The following is an 18,393-nucleotide window of genomic DNA, read 5'->3' as shown; positions in this document are numbered from 1 at the left end:
GATGACAGCCACCACCAGAGAGGGCAGATGGCGCGCAGTCCGGTATGGAAATCCATCGCCGATACGCTGGCGGGCGAAATCGCCGCGGGCCAGTATCACCCGGGTGACAAGCTGCCATCCGAGGCGGTGCTGGCCGCGCGTTTCGGCGTCAACCGTCACACTGTGCGCCATGCGCTGGCTGCGCTGGCCGAGGCGGGCACCGTGCGTTCGCGACGCGGAGCAGGGGTCTTTGTCGCTTCGCGGCCCACGGATTACGCGCTAGGTCTGCGGGTGCGGTTTCACCAGAACATCACCGCATCGGGACGGACCCCCTCGCGTCGGTTGACGCTGACCGAAACGCGTGCCGCCAATCGCGAAGAGGCCGGGGCGCTGCGCCTTGCCCCCGGCAGCGCGGTCCATGTGGTCGAAGGGGTGTCGCTGGTCGATGGCCAGCCGGTCGCGGTGTTCCGCTCGGTCTTTGATGCCGGACGTTTTCCCGATCTTTTGCGGCATGTGGTGGAAATCCCTTCGGTTACCGCCGCGCTCGCCCAATGCGGGCTCAGGGATTACACCCGCGCCTCGACCCGCCTGACGGCAGAACTTGCACCGGCGGTGATGGCGCTGGCCTTGCAGGTGTCCGAGGGGGCGCCGGTCCTGCGCTCGGTCGGGGTGAACGTGGATAGAGAGGGCGTGCCGGTCGAATTTGGCACCACCTGGTTTGCCGGTGATCGCGTCACCCTGACCCTGCGCCCCGAGGACGCGCTAGCCCTTGATCAGCCTGCGGCGCAGCCAGCCTGACAGGCTGTCCATCGCCATGACCATCAGCACGATCAGGACGACGTAATAGGCGACGTCCTCCCAGTCCTTCTGGGTCTGGATGGCCTGGGTCAGCAACAGGCCGATACCGCCTCCGACGATCGCGCCGATGACGGTCGCACCGCGGGTGTTCGATTCAAGGAAATATAGCACCTGAGACAGCAGCACCGGCGTTACCTGCGGGATCACCCCGAAACGGGCGCGCTGAAGGGCTCCGGCCCCGGTCGAGCGGATGCCCTCGACCTGCTTTTCGTCGATGTTCTCAAGAGCTTCCGAGAACAGTTTGCCAAAGCTGCCGGTGTCAGTCAGCAGGATGGCCAGCGATCCGGTCATCGGGCCGGGGCCAAAGGCGCGGGCCAGAACGATGGTCCAGATCAGCCCGTCCACACCGCGGATAAAGTCAAAGATACGGCGCAGCATAAAGCGCAGCGGGCCAAACGGCATCATGTTCCGCGCGGCAAGAAAGCCCAGCGGCAGTGCGATCAGTGCCGCGCCAAAGGTCCCCAGAAACGCCATCAGCACGGTTTCAAACATGGCCCATAACACATCACCGTGCCGCCACATCGAGTTGGTCCAGAAATCGCGTGCCATGGCGGCAATGTTCGGCATGTCGGGGTCAAGGCGTGGGCCCCATAGGGCGCTTGCCGCGATCTCGGGCCAGTTCATGTAATGAAACGGGCTGTCGAGGGTGAAAAAGAACAGCGCCCAGCCCGGCTGATAGCGCAATGTCTCGACCTTGGTACGAGTATAGGCAAAGCGTCCTGAGGGAGTGGTGACGCTGACACGGTTATCTGACGCGCTGATCCAGTCTGGCAGCGGCTGGGGCGCGGTCAGGTGCAGCCGGCCATTTTCGGGACGAATGTCGATCAGCCCATAGCCCGGCACCTGATAGCGCGCGCCTGCATCGTCGTAGGTGACGATATGGCCGTCGCCAAGGTCGATACGCGTCGACTGGCCGCTATGCGTGATCCAGCCTGGCAAGCGGTCGGGCGGATAAACCCCCTTGGCCTCGCCGTCGATGGCGACGCGCAGCGCGCCCGAGCGGTTGTCGCGGGTCACATGGGTCTTGTGCTGCCAGAAATCGGACAGAAGCACGGTGGCATTATCCATCCGTGCGCGCCCCGCCAAACCTGCGATATCAAAGGCGATGGCGGCATAGGCCAGATAGGTCATGATCGCCAGCGGCACTGCCAGTGCCACCAGTTTGCGGCGGTTGAAACGGCTTAGAACGGCGGTGGTCAAAGCGGGGGAAAGCGTTGCGTCGGTCATGGTTCAGCCCTTTACCAGCCGGCTGCGGGCATGGTCCGAAATGCGGTCGATGGTGACGATGGCGGCAAAGAGCAGCAGAAAGATCGCGACCACTTCGTCATAGCGCCCGCCGCCCCATTGCATCGCCAGTTTCAGGTCATAGCCGATGCCGCCCGAGCCGACGAAGCCAAGGATGGCACTGGCGCGCAGGTTGATTTCGAACCGCATCAGCGCATAGGACAGCCAGTTCGGTGCGACCTGTGGCAGCACGCCCAGCCAGACCTGCTGGCTCCACCGTCCCCCGACCGAGGCAAGCCCCTCGACCGGTTTCAGATCGGCGTTTTCGGCCACTTCCGAGAACAGTTTGCCAAGCGCACCCGCCGTGTGCAGCGAGATGGCGGCGACCGCAGGCACCGGCCCGCCGCCAAGGATATAGATCAGCACCAACGCGATCACGATTTCGGGCATGGCGCGCAGCGCGTCCATCAGCCGCCGGAACACGCCCGTCAGCCTTGGCCAGCGGGCCAGTCCGCGCGTGGACAGCAGCGCGAGGATCATCGCGATCAGCCCGCCCAAAATCGTCGAGACGGCGGCGATGTTCAGCGTTTCGATCAGCGAGGGCAGATGTGCTACAATGAGGCCTGGCAGGTTTGCGCGCTTTTGCCACGCCTCGGCAAGCACCTCGGACGGGAAGGCCAGCAGCATGGGCAGTCCGTCGATGAAGCCCCCGGCATTGCGGCTTTCCGCCAGCCGGAACCCCGCCGCCATCATGGCGACAGAGATGATGAGCAGCAGACCGCCATACAGACGGCGGCGGCGGGTCAGTTCCAGATAGGCGTCACGATGCGCCGGGGCGAGGTCAGCCATGGCAGCCTTGTCCGATGAATGCGAAAGCCGCGCCCGGACATTGGCGGGCGCGGCAAGGGCGGCGTTTACTGCGCGCTTTCCTGCAGTTTACGGGCGGAGATCACGCCCAGATAGGCGTCATGGGTGACGGGAACGAAATCCTTGGCCTCACCATGGGCGACGCCATAGGCGCAGTCCTTGTTCGTTTCATGCAGATCGGCGGACAGTTTGGTCACCTTGTCCTTGACCTCTTGCGGCAGGGCCTTGCGCAGCACCATCGGGCCTTCGGGGATCAGCTTTGATTTCCAGATCTCGACCAGGTCGTTCATTTCGACCAGACCGGCATCGGCGGCCTTGCGGAAGGCGCCCGAGTTATAGCCGTCCTCCCAATCGCCCAGCCCGTCGGCCCAGCTGACACCGGCGGCGAAATCGCCATTGGCGACGCCGATGATCGTCTGTTCATGCCCGCCCGAAAAGCGCACCTCGCCAAAGAAATCCTTCAGCGGACCATAGGTCTCGGTCAGTTCCGCCCCCGGCACCAGATAGCCCGAGGTCGAGTTCGGCTCGGCAAAGGCAAAGACCTTGCCCCTGGCGTCCTCGATCGAGGTGATGCCGCTGTCCTTGCGGGCAAAGCCGATCGAGTAATAACCGGTCGAGCCGTCCATGTTCTGCTTGGTCAGCACCGGTTCGACGGCCTCGGGGTCGGTCAGGTAAATTTTCGCATAGCCCGAGGCACCCAGCCACGCCATATCCAGCGTCCCGCCCAGCAGCCCCTGAATGACACCGTCGTAATCGGCGGGGGTAAAGACCTTGACCGGTACGCCCAGCTCGGCCTCGATGGCGGCGCGGTAGCATTCGTTCGAGGTCATGCGGTCCTGCGCGTTCTCGCCGCCCATGATGCCAAGGTTAAAGCCGGTGATCGACTGGGCCGAGGCGACCGAGCCAAGAACGGGGGTCAGGGCGGTGGCGGCGGCAAGCGCCAGAGCAAGCGGTTTCATGGTCTCTCCATGGGTTGGGGAATCTGGGGGCTGTCAAGCCATCAGCTGCGCGGCATAGGCCGCATCGGCGGCGCTGTCGGTGGGCAGGGCGGTCGAGGTCGCGGCCTCGTTGAAACTGTGATCTGCGCCATAGATGTCGCGTGCGGCGCCGGTCGAAAGCTGGGCGGGGGAGCCGTCGAAAACGATGCGCCCGTCGCGCATTCCGATCACCCGGTCGCAATAGCGTCGCGCGGTGTCGAGTGTGTGCAGGTTGGCAATCACCATCCGCCCGTCCTCGACATTGATACGCCTGAGCGTGTCCATCACGATCTGCGCGTTCATCGGGTCGAGGCTTGCAATCGGTTCGTCGGCCAGAATGATCCGCGGGTCCTGCATCAGCGCCCTTGCGATGGCGACGCGCTGTTGCTGACCGCCCGACAGCGCCTCGGCGCGTTTCTGGGCCTGTTCGGCGATACCAAGTCGATTCAGTATCTCAAGCGCGCGCAGGATATCGGCGCGGGACCACAGATTGCACAGGGTGGCAAGCACCGGACGGCGGTTCAACAGCCCGTGCAGCACGTTCGAGACCACGTCCATGCGCGGCACAAGGTTGAACTGCTGAAAGATCATCGCGCATTGGCCCTGCCAGGCGCGGCGCTCGCGTCCACGCAGGGAAAGGATGTCGCGTCCCTCGACGCAGATCCGGCCTGCTGTCGCGTCCGTCAGCCGGTTCATCATACGCAGAAAGGTGGATTTCCCCGCACCCGAGCGGCCGATGATGCCGACAAAGGCAGGGCCGTCCACGGTAAAGCTGATATCGTCTACAGCCGGGCGTCCGGAAAAGACGCGGGTGACGTTCTGAACTGCAAGCAATGCTGCCCTCCATGAGCGGTTGGGGGGCTGATATCTGGCCTGCGTGACGGAAAGGGTAAGGTTCGGTGAAGCTTTCTTGACGTTTGCGGGCGATGCGTTGCGCCGCAGGGAAAAAGAACGCGCCGCCAGCCAGGGCCAGCGGCGCGCGCAGTCTGTGAATATATGCTTCAGATATGCAGCGCGTGACCCAGCGCGCGCAGGCTGGCTTCGTGCAGGGCCTCGCCTCGTGTCGGGTGGGCATGGATGGTGCCGGTGATGTCCTCAAGCCGCGCGCCCATCTCAAGTGCCAGCGCAAAGCCTCCTGCCATTTCCGATATTCTTGCCCCGACCCCCTGAATACCCAGCACTTCATGGGTATCGGCGCGGGCGGTGACACGGATAAAGCCTGCCTCGTCTCCTGCCGTCATTGCCCGGCCATTGGCGGCAAAGGGGAAGGTTCCGGTCACGACCTCACGCCCCTGAGTTGCCGCTTCGTCCGGAGAGATGCCGACGCTGACGATTTCAGGGTCGGTAAAGCAGACCGCCGGGATCGCGCGCTTGTCCCAGCTGCGCGGCTGTCCGGCGATGATCTCGGCCACCATTTCGCCCTGCGCCATGGCGCGATGGGCCAGCATCGGCTCTCCGGTCACGTCGCCGATGGCGAACACCCCCGACATCGAGGTGCGGCAGCGTTCATCAATGCGGATGAAGGGGCCAGCCATCTCAAGCCGCAGCTTGTCGATGCCGGCGCTGGTGGCGCGGGGGCGGCGGCCGACGGTCACCAGCACCTTGTCGCAATGAAAATCCTCGGCCCCGTCCACGCCGGCGACACGCAGCGCGCCGCTATCCGACAGGCCCCCGGCCCGCGCGCCGGTCAGCAGGCGGATGCCCAGCTGGGTCAGGCGCTGCGCCACCGGACGCGTCAGCTCGCCGTCATATTGCGGCAGAATGCGCGGCGCGGCCTCGATGATGGTGACCTCGGCGCCAAGCTTGGCATAGGCAATGCCCAGCTCCAGCCCGATATAGCCGCCGCCAACCACGGCAAGCCGTGCGGGCACCTCGGTCAGCGACAGCGCGTCGGTCGAAGAGATGACCTTGCCGCCAAAGGGCAGGGCGGGGATCTCGACCGGTTCCGAGCCGGTGGCAAGGACCAGGACTTCGGCGCGGATCTGGACCGGACCTTCGGGCGTCTCGACAATGGCGGTCTTGCCGTCGCGCAGGGTTGCATTCCCGCTGACCAGCCGCACGCCCGCCTTGCGCAGCAATGTTGCCACACCGCCGGTCAGGCGGCTGACAATCCCGTCTTTCCACGCCACAGTTTCTGCAAGGTCGAGCTGTGCGGCGCCCGCCGAAATTCCCATCGATGAATTTGAGGAAAGTTGCGTAAGGCGATGATATTCTTCGGCCGCATGGATCAGCGCCTTTGAGGGGATGCAGCCCACATTAAGGCAGGTTCCGCCCGGGGGTGCGGCATCGACAATCACCGTGTCGATGCCCAGTTGTCCGGCGCGGATGGCGCAGACATAGCCGCCGGGGCCTGCGCCGATGATGAGCAGTCTGCATTGGATCTCGCGCATTGCTCAGCCCTCCACGAAAATCAGCGCCGGGGTTTCCAGCAGTTCCTTGAGCCTGGCGACAAAGACCGCCGCGTCCCAGCCGTCGATCACGCGATGGTCAAAGCTGCAGGACAGGTTCATCATCTTGCGTGGCTCAAAGGCGGTGCCGTTCCAGAATGGCCGCACTGCAAGGCGGTTTACGCCGACGATGGCGACCTCGGGCACGTTCAGGATCGGGGTCGAGGCAATCGCCCCGAGCGGCCCGAGCGAGGTGATGGTGATGGTCGATCCGGTCAGCTCGTCGCGCCTGGCCGTGCCCTCTTTGGCGGCGGTGGCTAGGCGCGCGATCTCGGCTGCTGTGCTGCGCAGGTCCAGCGCCTCGGCATGGCGCAGGACCGGCACCATCAGCCCGGTGGGGGTTTGTGCGGCGATGCCGATGTGGATGCCGCCAAAGCGACGGATCACCCCGGCCCCGGCATCGTAATGGACGTTGAGTAGCGGCTGTTCGCGCAGCGCCCGCACCATGGCCCGGGCGATAAAGGGCAGCATCGTCAGGCGCGTGCCCTTGCCCTGCGCGTTCATCCGCCCGCGCAGATCCTCCAGCGCGGTGGCATCGACTTCTTCGACAATGGTGATTTGCGGGATGCTGTTTGCAGCCTCCATCCGTTCAGCGATCTTGCGGCGCAGGCCGATGACGCGGATTTCCTCGACGCTGGTGTCGGGGCGGGGGCCGCTTGGGGCGGGAACGCCGCCCGATGCGATAAAGGCGTCCAGATCATCGTGGCTGATGCGCCCGCCCGGACCCGAGCCGCGCACCAGCCGCAGGTCCACCCCGGCCTCGCGCGCCCGTGCCCGGACCGCGGGCGAGGCAATGGGCTTTTCGCCCTCGGGCCGTAGCGGGGCGGCGGGGGCAGCCGGGGCAGGGGCCGCGCTTGCCGGGGCCTTTTGCACCTCTGCCGCGGCCTCTTGCCGGGGGGCGGGTTCAGGCTCGGGCACGGGGGCGGCAGCGGGTTTTTCCGGGGTGGCAGACTTGGTCCCGGCGCTGGTTGGCGGGGTCTCGGCCTCTTCGGCGACATTGCCGGGGCCGTCGACCTCAAGCCGGACCAGTTCAGCCCCGACGGCGATCACATCGCCGGGCTGACCCGCCTGCCAGATCACCGTGCCGGTAACGGGCGAGGGGATCTCGACCGTTGCCTTGTCGGTCATCACCGCGACCATCGGGTCGTCCTCGCGCAGGACATCGCCGGGCTTGACCAGCCATTCAGCGATTTCGGCCTCGGCAATGCCTTCGCCGATATCTGGCATGCGGATTGCGTAAATACCCATATCAGGCCACCTCGACCAGTTGACGCAGTGCTTCGGCCACCCGAGCGGGGCCGGGGAAATAGCTCCATTCATGCGTATGGGGATAGGGCGTGTCCCATCCTGCGACCCGGCGGATCGGCGCTTCGAGATGCCAGAAGCATTCCGCCTGCACCAGCGCCGCCAGCTCTGCCCCATAGCCCGAGGTCAGTGTCGCCTCATGCAGCACAAGGCAGCGCCCGGTCTTGGAGACCGATGCGGTGATCGTCTCCATATCAAGCGGCAGCAGGGTGCGCAGGTCGATCACCTCGGCATCGACGCCCGCTTCTTCGGCAGCGGCCAGCGCGACATGGACCATGGTGCCATAGGCGAGCACCGTTGCCGCGCGGCCCTGACGCCGCACCTCGGCCCTGCCCAGCGGGATGGTGTAATGCCCCTCGGGGACCTCGCCCAGTTCATGGGTCTTCCACGCGGTGACCGGGCGGTCGTGATGGCCGTCAAAGGGGCCGTTATAAAGGCGCTTCGGTTCAAAAAAGATCACCGGATCTGGGCATTCGATTGCGGCCAGCAACAGCCCCTTGGCGTCACGCGGGTTCGAGGGCACCACGGTCTTGAGCCCGGTCACATGGGTAAACAGCGCCTCGGGCGACTGGCTGTGGGTCTGGCCGCCAAAGATGCCGCCGCCCGAAGGCATGCGCACCACCAGCGGACAGGTGAACTGTCCGGCCGAGCGATAGCGCAGCCGCGCCGCCTCGGACACGATCTGGTCATAGGCGGGATATACATAGTCGGCGAACTGGATTTCCACCACCGGGCGCAGCCCATAGGCCGCCATGCCGATCGCTGCTCCGACGATGCCGGATTCGTTGATCGGCGTGTCAAAGCAGCGCGTCTTGCCATATTTCGCCTGCAATCCCGCGGTACAGCGGAAAACGCCGCCGAAATAGCCCACGTCCTCGCCAAAGACCACGACGCTGGGATCTGCCCCCATGGCCACATCCAGCGCGTCGCGGATCGCCTCGATCATCGTCATACGTGCCATGTCAGAACCCCGCCTCGTGACGTTGCTTCAAAAGATGCGGCGGCATCTCGGCATAGACATCCTCGAACATATCGGCCGGGCTGGGGTGCTGGCCGTGGTGCAGGGTGCCGATGGCCTCGGCGCGCTTCTGCATCTGGGTGATCTCGGCAAGGATCTCGGCCTCGGCCTGGGCGTGACGCTCATCACTCCAATGGCCAAGGGCGATCAGGTGGTTTTTCAGCCGCAGGATCGGATCTCCCAGGGGCCAGGCATTGCTTTCCTCGGTCGGACGATAGGCGGTCGGGTCGTCCGAGGTTGAATGCGCCCCGGCGCGATAGGTGACGTATTCGATCAGCGTCGGGCCAAGGTTGCACCGCGCCCGCTCGGCCGCCCATTGCGCGGCGGCAAGCACCGCCAGATAGTCATTGCCATCGACCCTGAGCGACGGAATGCCAAATCCCAGCCCCCGTGCCGCAAAGGTCCCCGCCCCGCCGCGCGCGATGCCCTGAAAGGTCGATATCGCCCATTGGTTGTTGACGATGTTCAGCACCACCGGCGCCTTATAGGTCGAGGCAAAGACCAGCGCGGCGTGAAAATCGCTTTCCGCGGTCGAGCCGTCCCCGATCCAGCCCGCCGCGATCTTGCGGTCGCCCGAGATGGCCGAGGCCATGGCCCAGCCAACCGCCTGAATATATTGCGTGGCGAGGTTGCCCGAGATGGTAAAGAACCCATGCTCGCGCGAGGAATAGCAGACCGGCAGCTGACGGCCCCGCATCGGGTCCTCGGCGTTCGAGAATACCTGATTCATCATCGAACTGATCGGATAGCCCGCCGCGATCAGCAGCCCGGCCTGACGATAGGTCGGAAAATTCATGTCTCCCGGACGCAGGGCGCGCTGGAAGCCGCAAGAGATCGCCTCTTCGCCAAGGTGCTGCATGTAAAAGCTGGTCTTTTGCTGACGTTGTGCGTTCAGCATCCGCGCGTCATAGATGCGCAGCGTCATCATGTGGCGCAGCCCGGTCAGCAGATCCTCGGGCGTGATATCAAGCGCCTCGGCCCAAGGGCCGACGGCCTGCCCGTCGCGGTTCAGGACGCGGATGATGGTAAAGGCCAGATCGCGGATCGACTCGGGGTCGGCATCGACCGGCGGACGGCGCACCGTACCCGCGCGTGGGATGGCGACATGCGAGAAATCCGGCTGGTCGCCGGGCCGGACCTCGGGCTCCGGCACGGCAAGGCTTAGCGGCGGAAACTCATTCGGGTCTGGCCGATTCATCGGCACCTCCTTGGCTCTGGCTATCGGGGCGGAAACGGGTGCCTTGGCCTTTCCTGACCGACCGTGCACGGGCCTGCCCAAAGGTGGCGGCGTGGCCGGTGGAAACCCTCATGACAAGAAAGCTGTGCATCCTGTCCCTCCCCTAAGGAAGATCATGCCACAGATCGCGACAGAATTTCCTTTCTTTATTTTCGCCTGATAGCGATGATGAAAAAGATTCTTTCAGAAAGGCGACATTTTCATGGATGAAACTGCTGCATCACGGCGGCTTGATGCGATTGATCTCAGGATCCTGCGCGCGCTGAGTCGGGACGGACGGCTGAGCAACAGCCAGCTTGCCGAAGAGGTGGGGCTTTCGCCCAGTCCCTGCTGGCAGCGCACCCGCCGTCTTGAGGCCGAGGGCATCATTCGCGGCTATACTGCCATTCTGGACCAGTCACGGCTGGGCGGAACCGAGACGGTGCTGATCGAGGTGACGCTGGATCGCCATGACGACCGCGTGCTTGAAGAGTTCGGCCGGGCCATGACCAACCTGCCCGAGGTGCAAGAGATTTACCTGACCACCGGCGAATATGACTATCTGCTCAAGGTCACGGTCAGCGGCACCCGCGGATGTGAGGAATTCTTGCGCCGCAAGCTTTACCGGGTTCCGGGGATACGCCACGCGCGTTCGATCTTTACGCTGCGCTGCCTGAAAGAGCGGGGCTGGGCGCTGCCCGAGGCGGCGGGGGACTGACGCTGGCAGGCGTCACGGACCGGTATCACCGATCTGACACCTGCTTGCAGCATTGCTGTCATCTCTTGGGCCTAAAGGGGCGGTATCACAGCGAAAAGGATTGCCGCTCATGCGATTTGGCCTTGCCATTCTTGCCTGTTCCCTTGCTTCTGCTGCCCAGGCCGAGGAAAGCTTTCCCGCCCGGCTGGCGGGTCATGCTGTTCTGCCCGCCTTTACGCTGGTCGCACCGCCCGCCGATGCGCCGCGCGATCTGTGGCTGGCGGGACGCTTTACCGGGGCCGCGCGCAACGATCTGCCCATGTCGGTCGAGGGCGACACCGGCCCGACCTATGGCAGCCATGCAACCGGGATTTCCCTGCCGTTCATCGGCCAGCCGGTGCAGGGCATGTCGGGCTTTGCCATGAACCGGGCCGAGGATGGCAGCTGGTTCACCCTGACCGACAACGGCTTTGGTTCAAAGGTCAACAGCCCCGATGCGATGCTGTTCTTTCACCGTATGCGCCCCGATTTCCAGACCGGCAGGGTTGAGCGGGCCGAGACGGTCTTTCTGCGCGATCCCGACCGCAAGGTGCCCTTTCGCATCGCCAATGAGACGACCGAAAGCCGCTATCTGACCGGTGCCGATTTCGACCCCGAAAGCATCCAGTATCTTGATGGAGAAATCTGGATCGGCGACGAATTCGGCCCCCATATCCTGCGGGTCGCGCTGGACGGGCGGGTGCTGTCGGTCCATCGCACCATGCTTGAGGGAGAGCTTCTTGCCGGCCCCGATACCCCCGGAGTGACCGTGCCTGCACAGCCGGGCAAGGATTTCCGTGTCCAGCGTTCGGGCGGTTATGAGGGGATGGCGTTGCAGCCGGGTTCGGGTCTGCTTTGGGCGATGCTCGAAAAGCCGCTGCTGGCTGATGACGGCCAGCCCGAGGGCGATTTTCTGCGCGTGATGACCTTTGACACCGCCAAAGGCGACTGGACCGGCGACAGCTACCGTTTCAAACTGGCCGAGGGCGCGACGGCGATCGGGGATTTCAACTTCATCGACGAGACCCGGGCGCTGGTAATCGAACGTGACAATGGCGAAGGCGACGCCGCCCGCGCCTGCGCTGAGGGCGCGGCGGATCAGTCGGCCTGCTATCCTTTGCCCGCGCGGGTCAAGCGCGTGGTATTGGTCGATACCGCCAGCACCGACGCCGAAGGCTATCTGCGCCGCATCGGTCATGTCGATCTGCTGGATATTGCTGACCCCGATGGCAAGGCTTTGCCCGGGCACAAGCCCGATGAGGGGAATTTCACCTTCCCCTTCTTTACCATCGAGGACGTGGCGCGGGTCGATGACAGCCACATCATGCTGGCCAACGACAACAACCTGCCATTTTCGGGTGGGCGCCAGATCGGGCAGGCGGCGGATAATGAATTCATCCTGCTGTCGGTACCCGAGTTGCTGGCGGCGAAATAAGGCACATGGTCAGGGGCTGGGGCCTTGCCCTTGCCCGGCCCAGGCGGCGTGTGTCGGGTCCCGGCTTGCGCCGCTTTTCGCGTTGCGGCTACAACTTCGGTCGGAACGGGGCTGATCGCCCATGTTCCGTGACATCATTGCGGAGGGGCGATCATGAAACTGGTTTCGATCTGTACGGCGGCGGGGCTGACCCTGCTGTCGCTAGGTGCTGCATGGGCCGAGCCACAGCCCGTCGAGCCCTCGGCTCTTTCGCGCGAGATCGGCGAAAGGGGCATCGCGCCGGTGCTTGAGCGGTTGCACGCCCTGCCGTCGCCGACCGCCGACGAGCGTTTTGCCATCGCCGGGCTGGAATTTCTGGGTGCCGTCGAAACCGCCTGGCACTGGCGTGAGACCTATGGCGTCCGCCCCCTTGGCCCGATGATTTTTGGTTTTTCCACCGATCTGCCCGAAGGGATGGAGCCGCAGCCTATGCCGCCTGAGGCTTTGGCCGATCTGACCGAACAGACGCTGGCCGCGATGGAACGCAGCCGCGCCGCGCTTGCCGGGATCGGCCCTGATGAAGACTTTGGTCTGGCCATCTCGATGCGCGATCTGTGGTTCGACATCAATGGCGACGGCAAACGCGCCGAGAGCGAGGGCGCGGCCGAGTTGCTGGACGGAGTCCTTTGGTCCGGCGTTACCGAATTCGATCAGGAAACGGGCGCGCCGATCGCTTCCGAACTTCCGGTGATCCGCTTTGATCGCGCCGATGCGGCCTGGCTGTCGGCCTATACGCATCTGGTTTCGGGCGGGGCAGAGCTGCTTTTGGCCTTTGATCCGACGCCGAGCCTGCAAAGGGTCTTTGCGATGCGCGAACGGATCGACAAAGCCCGGCTAAATGTAGATCCGGACGGACTGTTGCTGCCGCCCATGGCGGATGGCGCCATCGACCCTATTGCCGCGGCCTTCGACATGCTGCGCCGTCAGCCTGATGCCAAGCGTACCCGCGCCGCCCGTGCCCATTGGCAGCAAACCATTGCCGAGAACAGGCGTTTCTGGACGCTGGTCGGGCAGGAAAGCGACAATGCCGGAGAGTGGATTCCGAACGACCGTCAGGTCTCGGCCACGGGCATCGCCTTTCCGCTCGGTACGGGTGCGGCATGGCAGGCGGTCCTGGCCGATGGCGAGGCGCTGCTGAAGGGTGAGCGCAGCGTTATCTTCTGGCGCGCGCCGCTGGGGATCGACCTTGGCGCATGGCTGGAAAACCCCGCGCCGCTGCCGGTCGACGGGGTGATCCAGGGCTGGGCGCTGGCGGATTATTTCACCGACGCCCCGCCCGTCAGCCCGGAAAGCTTTGATCGTTTTGCGGACATGCTGACCGACACCGGGCCGTTCCTTGCCATGGTGATGCTGAACTGATTCTTACTTGACCAGTTCGCGGATGATCAGATCCAGCCCGGGGTTTCCGGTGCCCAGGGGGTTCTGGTTCAACAGCCGCTGACGGCGCTGGCGGGCCTCTGCGGCGTGCTCGCCTCGCGGCCAGGCCTGCAGATACTGGGCATAGGCATCGGCCGTGTTGATCTGGCGGGCGCGGCTCCAGGCGCGGTCCTCGCGCTCATCGCTCGACAGGGTCTCGCGTTCCTGTGCTGCGGCAAGGCGGGCCCGCGCATTCTCGGCATAGATCCCGTCGGGATAGCGATTGAGATAGGCGCGAAGGTTTCTGACCCCGCCGATCGCGCCGGTCTTTTGCCAATAAGCGCGGTCCTCTTGTTCGCGTGTCGAGGTTTGTGTCCCGGCCTGCGCGCGCATGGTCGCGATCTGGTCCGAGGTCAGATAGCCTGTCACCGGATAGCCGTTACGCTGTTGCCAGCCCCGGATGGCCGAGCGGGTGCGCGCGCCAAAGACGCCATCCGCGCCGCCTGTCGAATAGCCAAGGACGTTCAGCCGGCGCTGAATGGTGATACGTGCCGTGCGCGACAGGCCCAGCCGGTTCTCGGCCAGTTCCGCCTGTGACGCCTGACGCACCGGCTCGACCTCGCGCGGTTGCTGGATTTCAGGCGCCCGCGGTTTCACCGGTTGCGGAGCAGGCGCCGGGGCGGGGGCGGGCTCTGGCGGGCGCAGCTCGGTCAGGCGGCGTTGCGCAGCCTCGGCAAATTCGCCCCGGGGGTAGCGGGAAAGATAGTTCTCATAAGCCTCGACCGTATTGGCTGCGGCGGCATCCGCCCATAGATCGCGGTCGCCCTGCGCCGCTTTCAGCGCATCAAGCCGCGCCTTGGCTGCGGCTGAGTAAATCCCGCTGGGGTACTGGCTAAGATAGCTGCGATAGGCATCGGCCGAATCCTCGGCTGCGGCCTTGGCCCACAGATCGCGGTCGGTCTCCAGCGGATCGCCCGAGGGGTCGGTACCTGTGCTGGCCGGGACCAGCACCAGATCGGCATTGCCCCCCTCGGCCAGCGTCAGCCGGTCATCGGCGCGGATCACTGCGTCCACCGATGCTCCGGGCTGCAAAAGCGCCTCTGCCGCCGCGCTGGTCGCCGCTGGAGGACCCGAGATCACCGTCACCCCCTCGGGCGGGGTCAGGGGGCCGATGCCGCTCTCCAGACCGGTGGCGGGCTCCATCCCCGTCTCATCCGTGCCAAGCAGCAGCACCGCGCCGGGGCGGGCATCCTTTAGCAAATCCAGCACCATCGACAGCGGCACGCCCTGCGCCGCCGCGCCGATCAGATCAGGCTTGTTGGCATCGGTGCCCATATACCAGCTGTCGCTGCCGCCGTGCAGGAAATGCCCGTTCAGCAGCACGACCCTTGCACCGGGCGAATCGTCGGGTCGCAGCAGATCCGACAGCGCCTGCCGCACATCCTTGACCACCAGATCGGCCCCGGTGACGGTGCGAAATCCTGCTGCCTTCATTGCCTCGGATGCGGCTTTGGCGTCGGCATCGGCCAGCTTCGGCGCATTCTGGTAATTCGCATTGGCGATCACCACGCCACGGTTTTCGGCCCATGCCGGCCCTGCAGCGACCAGAGCAGCCAAAAGAAGCGACAGGTGACGCATGATGCTTTCCTTCCAAGACGATGCCTTCTGCCTATAAGCGCGGGGCAGGGAATTCGTTCCCGCGTTACTGGCCTGATAATGGTCCCGCAAGCATGCCATCGGGCGATGGGGGAGTGATTTCGGCAAAGCCCTGCCGATGGGGCGGGGCCGTCAGTAGATCGGAGGCGAGACGATCCAGATCACCTCGGTGGGTTCGTCGCCGGGGTTTTCCCACGCATAGGCCGCGCCCTTGAACTGGAAACTGTCGCCGGGCCCAAGCTCGAACCGGCGCGCGTCGATTTTCAGGATCAGCCGGCCCGAGATCACGACGCCACCGTCCTCTTTCTCGCGCGCGGGGCGGATGCCCTCACTTTTTGAGTGGGGGGCAAAGACCGAACGGATCATTTCGAACCCCCCCATAAGACCGGGCGAGAGCAGCTCTTCTGACAGGCCGGTATCGACCGAGCCGATGCGGCTGCGGTCGGCGGCGCGCACGATCAGACCCTGTTCATCGGGTCCGCGGCTGGCCGAGCGGAAAAAGAAACTGATGTTCAGGTCAAACAGCCGCGCGATCCGGCCCAGATCCTGAACCGAGGGCGTGGTCACGCCGCGCTCGACCTGGCTGAGCCAGCCGACCGAACGCTCAAGCGCGGCGGCGCAATCGACAATGGTCAGGCCGCGCGCCTTACGCAAAGCCCGGATGTCCTGTCCGATCCTGTCCATGGTTTATTGCTAAAAGACTGGTGGGTTGTTGACCAGATACTTGATCGAATATCTATCGTTCATCACATAAATGAAAAACAAGCATTGAAATTTCATACCATGCTGACAATCTGGCGCAAAGGATTCGCCCTGCGAGGACCCGCGCCATGCCCGATATTCCCAGCTCTGCCCGTGTCGTCATCATTGGGGGCGGTATTTCAGGCTGTTCGGTCGCCTATCATCTGGCCGAACGCGGCTGGACCGATATCGTGCTGCTTGAGCGCAGGCAGCTGACCTGCGGCACGACCTGGCATGCTGCCGGGCTGATTGGGCAGTTGCGCGCCAGCCGCAATATGACCCGTCTGGCGAAATATTCGGCCGATCTTTACCGCAGGCTTGAGGCAGAGACCGGGCTGGCCACCGGTTTTTCGCAACGTGGCTCGATCACCGTGGCCTTGACAGAGGCGCGGCGCGAAGAGCTTTTGCGTCAGGCCTCGATGGCCCGCGCCTTTGGGGTCGAGGTGAACGAGCTTTCACCTGTCGATATCAATGCTTTGTACCCGCACCTTGAGGTGTCGGACGTGGTATCCGGCGTTCATCTGCCCGGCGATGGGCAGGCAGATCCCGCAAATATTGCGCTGGCGCTTGCCAAGGGCGCACGTGCGCGTGGCGCCCGCATTATCGAGGGCGTCAAGGTAACCCGCGTTACCACCGACCGCGGCCGTGTGACCGGTGTCGATTGGCGGGCAGGGGACGAGCAGGGCCATATCGCCGCCACCCATGTCGTCAATTGCGGTGGCATGTGGGGCCGTGATCTTGCCGCGCAGAACGGCGTTACCTTGCCGCTGCATGCCTGCGAGCATTTCTATATCGTCACCGAGGCGATCCCCGGGCTTGAGCGCCTGCCGGTGCTGCGCGTTCCCGATGAATGCGCCTATTACAAAGAGGATGCGGGCAAGATCCTGCTGGGCGCGTTCGAACCAAAGGCCAAGCCCTGGGGCATGTCCGGCATCCCCGAGGATTTCTGCTTTGACCAGCTGCCCGAAGATCTCGACCATTTCGAACCGATTCTTGAAAAGGCCGTAGCTCGGATGCCGCTTTTGGCCGAAGCGGGGATCCATACTTTTTTCAACGGTCCCGAAAGCTTTACCCCCGACGACCGCTATTATCTGGGCGCGGCACCCGAGGTCGCGGGCTATTGGGTCGCGGCGGGTTATAATTCGATCGGCATCGCTTCGTCGGGCGGTGCGGGCATGGCGCTGGCGGCTTGGATGGATAAGGGCGAACCCCCCTTTGACCTGTGGGAGGTGGACATCCGTCGCGCCCAGCCCTTTCAGCGCAATCGCCGCTATCTGCGTGAACGGGTCAGCGAGACCTTGGGCCTGCTTTATGCCGATCATTACCCCTATCGGCAGGTCGAGACGGCGCGCGGGTTGCGCCGCTCACCCCTGCATGAACATCTGAAGGCGCGCGGCGCGGTCTTTGGCGAGGTCGCGGGGTGGGAGCGGGCGAACTGGTTCGCGCGCCCCGGAGAGCTGCGCGAATATCGTTATTCCTGGGGTCGCCAGAACTGGTTTTCCAATCAGCGGGATGAGCATATGGCGCTGCGCGAGGGCGTCGGGCTGATCGACATGTCCAGCTTTGGCAAGATCCGGGTCGAGGGTCGCGATGCGCTGGCGTTTTTGCAGCGGCTTTGCGGCAATGATCTGGACGTTGCGCCGGGCCGCATTGTCTATACGCAGATGCTGAACGCGCGGGGCTGTATCGAAAGCGATCTGACGGTGACGCGCCTGTCCGAAACGGCCTTTCTGCTGGTCGTGCCCGGGGCGACCCTGCAACGTGACCTTGCCTGGCTGCGTCGGCATCTGGGTGAGGCATGGGTGACGATCACCGATATGAGTGCGGCGGAGGCGGTGCTGCTGGTCATGGGGCCGCGCGCCCGTGCCCTTATGTCCCGCGTCTCGCCCGACGATTTTTCGGACGCTGCCCATCCCTTTGGCGCTGCGCGTGAAATTGAGATCGGCCTTGGTCTCGCCCGCGCCCATCGCATCTCATATGTCGGTGAACTGGGTTGGGAAGTTTACGTAAGCGCCGATCAGGCCGCCCATGTCTTTGAAGAGCTGACCGACGCAGGCGAGGATCTGGGCCTGCGTCTTTGCGGGTTACATGCGATGGACAGCTGCCGGATCGAAAAAGCCTATCGCCATTTCGGTCACGACATCACTGACGAAGATCATGTGCTGGAGGCGGGACTGGGTTTTGCCGTCAAGACTGGCAAAGGCGATTTCATCGGGCGCGAGGCGGTTTTGCGCAAACGCGATGAGGGGTTGTCGCGCCGGCTTTTGCAGTTCTGCCTGTGCGACCCCGAGCCGCTGTTGTTCCATAATGAGCCGATCCTGCGCAACGGGCGTATCGTCGGGCAACTGACCTCGGGGGCTTATGGTCATGCGCTTGGCGCGGCGGTCGGCCTTGGCTATGTGCCCTGCTGCGGGGATGAAAGCGTGGCAGAGCTGCTTGGCTCGGTTTGGCAGATCGAGGTTGCGGGCCGCCCGGTCACCGCCAGGGCCAGCCTTAAGCCGCTATACGACCCGACGGGCGCGCGAATGATCTAGGCGGT

General features: G+C 64.4%; 15 protein-coding genes. 5 read left to right on the top strand and 10 right to left on the bottom strand.

The genetic code is table 11. From position 1 onward, the window contains the following. The first annotated feature begins 27 nt into the window (after nt 1-27). Nucleotides 28-777, top strand: a complete 750-nt coding sequence (phnF, locus tag M511_RS06275) for a phosphonate metabolism transcriptional regulator PhnF (RefSeq protein WP_085501696.1) — start codon at nt 28-30, stop codon at nt 775-777. Here the strand turns inward: phnF and phnE (M511_RS06270) are convergent. The 8 genes from phnE (M511_RS06270) to M511_RS06235 all read right to left on the bottom strand — a co-directional run bounded on the left by phnE (M511_RS06270) (nt 742) and on the right by M511_RS06235 (nt 9,873). Then, nucleotides 742-2,064 carry a phosphonate ABC transporter, permease protein PhnE gene (gene phnE / locus M511_RS06270; RefSeq protein ID WP_085501695.1) on the bottom strand — a complete coding sequence of 441 codons (1,323 nt, stop codon included), beginning with the start codon at nt 2,062-2,064 and terminating at the stop codon, nt 742-744. The genes phnF and phnE (M511_RS06270) overlap by 36 nt on opposite strands. 3 nt (nt 2,065-2,067) lie before the next feature. Beyond that, on the bottom strand, nt 2,068-2,910 hold the full coding sequence (gene phnE, locus M511_RS06265; protein WP_085501694.1) for a phosphonate ABC transporter, permease protein PhnE: 843 nt from the start codon (nt 2,908-2,910) through the stop codon (nt 2,068-2,070). Nucleotides 2,911-2,975: 65 nt separating this feature from the next. Continuing rightward, nucleotides 2,976-3,887 carry a phosphonate ABC transporter substrate-binding protein gene (gene phnD, locus M511_RS06260; protein ID WP_010396630.1) on the bottom strand — a complete coding sequence of 304 codons (912 nt, stop codon included), beginning with the start codon at nt 3,885-3,887 and terminating at the stop codon, nt 2,976-2,978. Between the two features lie 33 nt (nt 3,888-3,920). Beyond that, nucleotides 3,921-4,739 (bottom strand): phosphonate ABC transporter ATP-binding protein, encoded by an 819-nt coding sequence (gene phnC / locus M511_RS06255; protein WP_085501693.1) that lies wholly within the window; start codon nt 4,737-4,739, stop codon nt 3,921-3,923. Between the two features lie 167 nt (nt 4,740-4,906). Further along, a complete protein-coding gene (gene lpdA / locus M511_RS06250; protein ID WP_085501692.1) occupies nt 4,907-6,295 on the bottom strand; it encodes a dihydrolipoyl dehydrogenase in 1,389 nt (462 codons plus the stop codon). Between the two features lie 3 nt (nt 6,296-6,298). Then, entirely contained in the window at nt 6,299-7,600 is a 1,302-nt protein-coding gene (locus tag M511_RS06245; protein ID WP_085501691.1) for a dihydrolipoamide acetyltransferase family protein, read from the bottom strand. A gap of 1 nt (nt 7,601) precedes the next feature. Continuing rightward, nucleotides 7,602-8,618: an alpha-ketoacid dehydrogenase subunit beta gene (locus tag M511_RS06240; RefSeq protein WP_085501690.1), complete on the bottom strand. Its 1,017-nt coding sequence runs from the start codon at nt 8,616-8,618 to the stop codon at nt 7,602-7,604. A 1-nt stretch (nt 8,619) separates the two neighbouring features. Beyond that, entirely contained in the window at nt 8,620-9,873 is a 1,254-nt protein-coding gene (locus M511_RS06235) for a 3-methyl-2-oxobutanoate dehydrogenase (2-methylpropanoyl-transferring) subunit alpha (protein WP_010396643.1), read from the bottom strand. Nucleotides 9,874-10,114: 241 nt separating this feature from the next. On the opposite strand from M511_RS06235, the gene M511_RS06230 reads away from it, so the two are divergent. The 3 genes from M511_RS06230 to M511_RS06220 all read left to right on the top strand — a co-directional run bounded on the left by M511_RS06230 (nt 10,115) and on the right by M511_RS06220 (nt 13,460). Further along, entirely contained in the window at nt 10,115-10,609 is a 495-nt protein-coding gene (locus tag M511_RS06230) for an Lrp/AsnC family transcriptional regulator (RefSeq protein WP_010396646.1), read from the top strand. A 109-nt stretch (nt 10,610-10,718) separates the two neighbouring features. Beyond that, complete coding sequence (locus M511_RS06225; protein ID WP_085501689.1) at nt 10,719-12,062, top strand: esterase-like activity of phytase family protein; 1,344 nt, start codon at nt 10,719-10,721, stop codon at nt 12,060-12,062. Between the two features lie 153 nt (nt 12,063-12,215). Then, on the top strand, nt 12,216-13,460 hold the full coding sequence (locus M511_RS06220; RefSeq protein WP_085501688.1) for a hypothetical protein: 1,245 nt from the start codon (nt 12,216-12,218) through the stop codon (nt 13,458-13,460). A gap of 3 nt (nt 13,461-13,463) precedes the next feature. On the opposite strand, the gene M511_RS06215 is transcribed toward M511_RS06220, so the two are convergent. Both M511_RS06215 and M511_RS06210 read right to left on the bottom strand, forming a co-directional pair. Then, the gene (locus tag M511_RS06215; RefSeq protein WP_085501687.1) at nt 13,464-15,095 is read right to left on the bottom strand and encodes a peptidoglycan-binding domain-containing protein; all 1,632 of its coding nucleotides are present in this window, start codon (nt 15,093-15,095) and stop codon (nt 13,464-13,466) included. A gap of 150 nt (nt 15,096-15,245) precedes the next feature. Then, nucleotides 15,246-15,797: a helix-turn-helix domain-containing protein gene (locus M511_RS06210; protein ID WP_010396654.1), complete on the bottom strand. Its 552-nt coding sequence runs from the start codon at nt 15,795-15,797 to the stop codon at nt 15,246-15,248. A gap of 146 nt (nt 15,798-15,943) precedes the next feature. Between M511_RS06210 and M511_RS06205 the strand changes: the two genes are divergently transcribed. Then, entirely contained in the window at nt 15,944-18,388 is a 2,445-nt protein-coding gene (locus M511_RS06205; RefSeq protein WP_085501686.1) for a GcvT family protein, read from the top strand. Nucleotides 18,389-18,393: the final 5 nt, after the last annotated feature.

Origin of the sequence: Paracoccus sp. J56 (genome assembly GCF_019633685.1) — a bacterium.
Lineage (GTDB): Bacteria > Pseudomonadota > Alphaproteobacteria > Rhodobacterales > Rhodobacteraceae > Paracoccus > Paracoccus kondratievae.
This window is presented reverse-complemented; position numbering and strand designations above follow the sequence as displayed.

What these genes read in the sequence shown, in the direction of transcription:
- phnF (WP_085501696.1), top strand. Translation starts at nt 28, where the DNA reads ATGGCGCGCAGTCCGGTATGGAAATCCATCGCCGATACGCTGGCGGGC.
- phnE (WP_085501695.1), bottom strand. Translation starts at nt 2,064, where the DNA reads ATGACCGACGCAACGCTTTCCCCCGCTTTGACCACCGCCGTTCTAAGC.
- phnE (WP_085501694.1), bottom strand. Translation starts at nt 2,910, where the DNA reads ATGGCTGACCTCGCCCCGGCGCATCGTGACGCCTATCTGGAACTGACC.
- phnD (WP_010396630.1), bottom strand. Translation starts at nt 3,887, where the DNA reads ATGAAACCGCTTGCTCTGGCGCTTGCCGCCGCCACCGCCCTGACCCCC.
- lpdA (WP_085501692.1), bottom strand. Translation starts at nt 6,295, where the DNA reads ATGCGCGAGATCCAATGCAGACTGCTCATCATCGGCGCAGGCCCCGGC.
- M511_RS06245 (WP_085501691.1), bottom strand. Translation starts at nt 7,600, where the DNA reads ATGGGTATTTACGCAATCCGCATGCCAGATATCGGCGAAGGCATTGCC.
- M511_RS06240 (WP_085501690.1), bottom strand. Translation starts at nt 8,618, where the DNA reads ATGGCACGTATGACGATGATCGAGGCGATCCGCGACGCGCTGGATGTG.
- M511_RS06235 (WP_010396643.1), bottom strand. Translation starts at nt 9,873, where the DNA reads ATGAATCGGCCAGACCCGAATGAGTTTCCGCCGCTAAGCCTTGCCGTG.
- M511_RS06230 (WP_010396646.1), top strand. Translation starts at nt 10,115, where the DNA reads ATGGATGAAACTGCTGCATCACGGCGGCTTGATGCGATTGATCTCAGG.
- M511_RS06225 (WP_085501689.1), top strand. Translation starts at nt 10,719, where the DNA reads ATGCGATTTGGCCTTGCCATTCTTGCCTGTTCCCTTGCTTCTGCTGCC.
- M511_RS06220 (WP_085501688.1), top strand. Translation starts at nt 12,216, where the DNA reads ATGAAACTGGTTTCGATCTGTACGGCGGCGGGGCTGACCCTGCTGTCG.
- M511_RS06215 (WP_085501687.1), bottom strand. Translation starts at nt 15,095, where the DNA reads ATGCGTCACCTGTCGCTTCTTTTGGCTGCTCTGGTCGCTGCAGGGCCG.
- M511_RS06210 (WP_010396654.1), bottom strand. Translation starts at nt 15,797, where the DNA reads ATGGACAGGATCGGACAGGACATCCGGGCTTTGCGTAAGGCGCGCGGC.
- M511_RS06205 (WP_085501686.1), top strand. Translation starts at nt 15,944, where the DNA reads ATGCCCGATATTCCCAGCTCTGCCCGTGTCGTCATCATTGGGGGCGGT.